Source organism: Andreprevotia sp. IGB-42 (assembly GCF_009848685.1).
Lineage (GTDB): Bacteria > Pseudomonadota > Gammaproteobacteria > Burkholderiales > Chitinibacteraceae > Andreprevotia.
In genome coordinates, this window is record NZ_WXTX01000050.1 from 1 (window position 1) to 1,063 (window position 1,063).

Sequence of the window (1,063 nt, forward strand, 5' to 3'; positions counted from 1 at the left end):
GACAGGAGTGTCTTCCGGTGTGGTGACCGATTGGTTGTTGCCCAGCGGGTCACCATTGCCGTCAACCAGTACCGGTGCATCGTTCACCGGCGTGACGCCCACGTTGACGGTCAGCGTATCGCTGCCACCCTTGCCATCAATGACGGTGACAGTGAAGCTGTCCGCGCCGTTGTAGTTGTTGGCCGGGGTGTAGGTCCAGTTGCCGGCCGCGTCGACTGTCACCGTACCGTGGACAGGATCGGTGGCCTTGGCAAAGGTCAGTGCATCGCCATCGGCATCCGTGGCAGTCAATGCGCCGCTGACGGGAGTATCTTCCGGCGTGGTCACGCTGGTATTGTTGCCCAGTGGGCCATTGTTGTCGGTGAACACCGGATCGTTGTTCGGTGTTACCCCCACCGAAACCACCAGGGTGTCGGTGCCGCCATGGCCGTCGTCCACAGTGACGGTAAAGCTGTCGTTGCCGCTGTAGCCCGCTGTCGGGGTGTAGGTATAGCTGCCGTCCGCCAGGACAGTCACGCTGCCATGCGCAGGGTTGCCACCGGCGGCCAGCGCAAAGGTCAGGGTATCGCCATCCACATCGGTGCCGGTAACCGTGCCGCTGACGGCAGTATCCAGATGGGTGGTGATGGATTGATCGTTGCCAACCGGTGCATCGTTGACGGGGGTGACGCCCACGTTGACGGTCAGCGTATCGCTGCCGCCCTTGCCGTCATTGACGGTGACAGTGAAGCTGTCCGCACCGTTGTAGTTGTTGGCCGGGGTGTAGGTCCAGTTGCCGTTGGTATCAACGGTAACGGTGCCGTGGGCAGGGTCGGTGCCCTTCACGAAGCTGAGTGCATCACCATCGACATCGGTTGCGACCAAAGTGCCGCTGACCGGAGTGTCTTCCGGTGTGGTGACCGATTGGTTGTTGCCCAGCGGGTCACCATTGCCGTCAACCAGTACCGGTGCATCGTTCACCGGCGTGACGCCCACGTTGACGGTCAGCGTATCGCTACCGCCCTTGCCGTCGCTGACAGTGACCGTGAAACTGTCCGCGCCGTTGTAGTTGTTGGCCGGGGTG

Annotated in this window: 1 protein-coding gene; it reads right to left on the reverse strand. The window is 62.0% G+C overall.

The genetic code is table 11. The features are described 5' to 3' along the window. On the reverse strand, positions 1–1,063 hold a 1,063-nt coding region (locus IGB42_RS21840), incomplete at both ends, for an Ig-like domain-containing protein (protein ID WP_159675661.1).